At 73.2% G+C, this 2,373-nt stretch carries 2 protein-coding genes; both read left to right on the forward strand.

The features are described from left to right. The first annotated feature begins 7 nt into the window (after positions 1-7). Positions 8-943 (forward strand): MerR family transcriptional regulator, encoded by a 936-nt coding sequence (locus G7A99_RS18190; RefSeq protein WP_018716460.1) that lies wholly within the window; start codon positions 8-10, stop codon positions 941-943. Next, complete coding sequence (locus G7A99_RS18195) at positions 940-2,367, forward strand: deoxyribodipyrimidine photo-lyase (RefSeq protein ID WP_163142832.1); 1,428 nt, start codon at positions 940-942, stop codon at positions 2,365-2,367. The genes G7A99_RS18190 and G7A99_RS18195 overlap by 4 nt, the downstream gene beginning before the upstream one ends. Positions 2,368-2,373 lie beyond the last annotated feature (6 nt).

Here is a 2,373-nt window from a genome sequence, read left to right on the forward strand (position 1 = left end):
AGTACGCATGTCACAAACGGAGCCGCAACAATCCGCCGTCGAACGTACCGGCGAGGGTCTGTACCCGATCCGTACGGTCTCCGCGCTCACCGGGGTCAATCCCGTGACGCTGCGCGCCTGGGAACGCCGCTACGGACTGATCCGGCCACAGCGCACACCCAAGGGCCACCGGCTCTACGCCGAGGCGGACATCGAGCGGATCCAGCACATCCTCCAGCTCCTGGACCAGGGCATCCCCATCGGCCAGACCCGCCGACTGCTCGACAGTGATGAGGCGCCCGTACCCATGCAGGCCGAGACCGGCGCAGCCGGCCCGTGGGAGGACTATCGTGAGCGCATGCGGCGCTCGATCGCCCGTTTCGACGCCGCTGCCCTGGAGGGGACGTACAACGAGGCACTCTCGCTGTACCCGGTCAACCTGGTCACCCGCGAGCTGCTCCAGCCCCTGCTCGCTGAGCTCGGCCTGCACCGGGACGGGCGCGAGGCGGTGACCGTGGCGGAGGAACGCTTCTTCCGGGCGTTCATCCGTAACAAACTCGGCGCCCGGCTCCATCATCAGGCCGGCCAGGCACGCGGCGCCCGCGTGATCGTCGCCGGTCTGCCCGGGGAGTGCGCCGAGACATCGCTGATGCTGTTCGCGCTCTCGGCCCTGGCCAGCGGCTACCGCGTGGTGCTGCTCGGCGCGGACACGCCGGTGGCACCACTCGTCGAAGTGGTGCGGCGCACGGACGCGCGGGCGGTGCTGCTGGTGGGCGAACACGCACCGGCGGATGACGTGGTACAGGCGGTTGCCGCGCTTGCGGAAACGCTGCCCTGCCCGGTTGCCGTCGGCGGCGACGCCGCCGAGCGCGTCTCGGATGCGCTGTCCGATGGCGGCGCCCACCCCCTCGGCAACCGTCCCGAGGAGGGCCTGGCCCACCTGCGCGAGCTGATGCATCCGTGACCCCGGTGATCGTCTGGTTCCGACGCGATCTGCGCCTGGCGGACAACCCGGCGCTGTCCGCCGCCGCGGAGGCCGGGCCGGTCTGCCCCGTCTACATCCACGACCCGGACGCCGACGGCGACTGGCGCCCCGGGGCGGCCAGCCGCTGGTGGCGGCACCACGCCCTGGCGTCGCTCGACGAGTCGCTGCGCGGACACGGCCTGCGGCTGGTGATCCGCCGGGGACCGGCCCTGGAGACGCTGCGCGCCCTCGTCCGCGAGACCGGGGCATCGGCGGTGCACTGGAACCGCCTCTACGACCCGGCACCGGTGGCCCGTGACCGCACCGTCAAGCAGGCGCTGCAGGCGGACGGGATCGCCGTCCACAGCCACAAGGCCGCGCTGCTTCACGAGCCCTGGACGGTGAAGACCGGCCAGGGCTCGGACTACCGCGCGTTCACCCCGTTCTGGCGCGCCGCCCGCCGCGGCGGCGAGCCCGATGCCCCGCTGCCCGTCCCCGAACTCGCGGCCCCAACGACGCTCCCGACCGGCGAGCCGCTGACGACACTGGGGCTGCTGCCACGGATACGCTGGGACGGTGGCCTGGCCGGGCGCTGGCGGCCCGGCGAGGCCGGCGCCCGGGAACGGCTGGCGCACTTCACCCGGCACGCCCTCGGGGACTACGGGCGTGCCCGGGATTACCCGGGCGAGCCGGGCACCTCCGGGCTCTCGCCCCATCTCCACCACGGCGGCATCAGCCCCCGCCAGATCTGGTCGGCGGTCCGCAACGCGGATGACGGCCACGGCGAAGCGGCGGAGGCATTCCTCGCCGAGATCGGCTGGCGGGAATTCGCGCACCACGTCCTCTTCCACCACCCGGACCTGCCCGACGCGCCGCTCAACCCGCGCTTCGCGGCCTTCCCCTGGCGGGCGGATCCCGGCGACCGGCTGCTACGGGCCTGGCAGGCGGGCCGCACCGGTTTCCCCATCGTCGACGCAGGCATGCACGAGCTCTGGGCGACCGGCTGGATGCACAACCGCGTGCGCATGATCGCCGGCTCGCTGCTGGTCAAGAACCTGCGGCTGCCCTGGCAGGCCGGCGAACGCTGGTTCTGGGACACACTCGTGGACGCCGACCTCGCCAGCAACAGCCTCGGCTGGCAGTGGGTGGCGGGCAGCGGCGCCGACGCCGCCCCTTACTTCCGCATCTTCAACCCGGTCCGCCAGGGCGAACGCTTCGACCCCGAGGGGGACTATGTCGCACGGTGGCTGCCGGCGCTGGCGGCGCTGCCGCCACGCCATCGCCATGCCCCGTGGGCCGCGCCGGAGGGCGTGCTCCGTGACGCCGGCGTGCGCCTCGGCCGTGACTACCCCAGGCCGGTGGTCGACCTGAAGGCCAGCCGCGAGGAGGCCCTGGCGGCGTTCGAGCGGATCAAGCGCGGCTGAGCTGGT

Source organism: Arhodomonas sp. KWT, assembly GCF_010993615.1.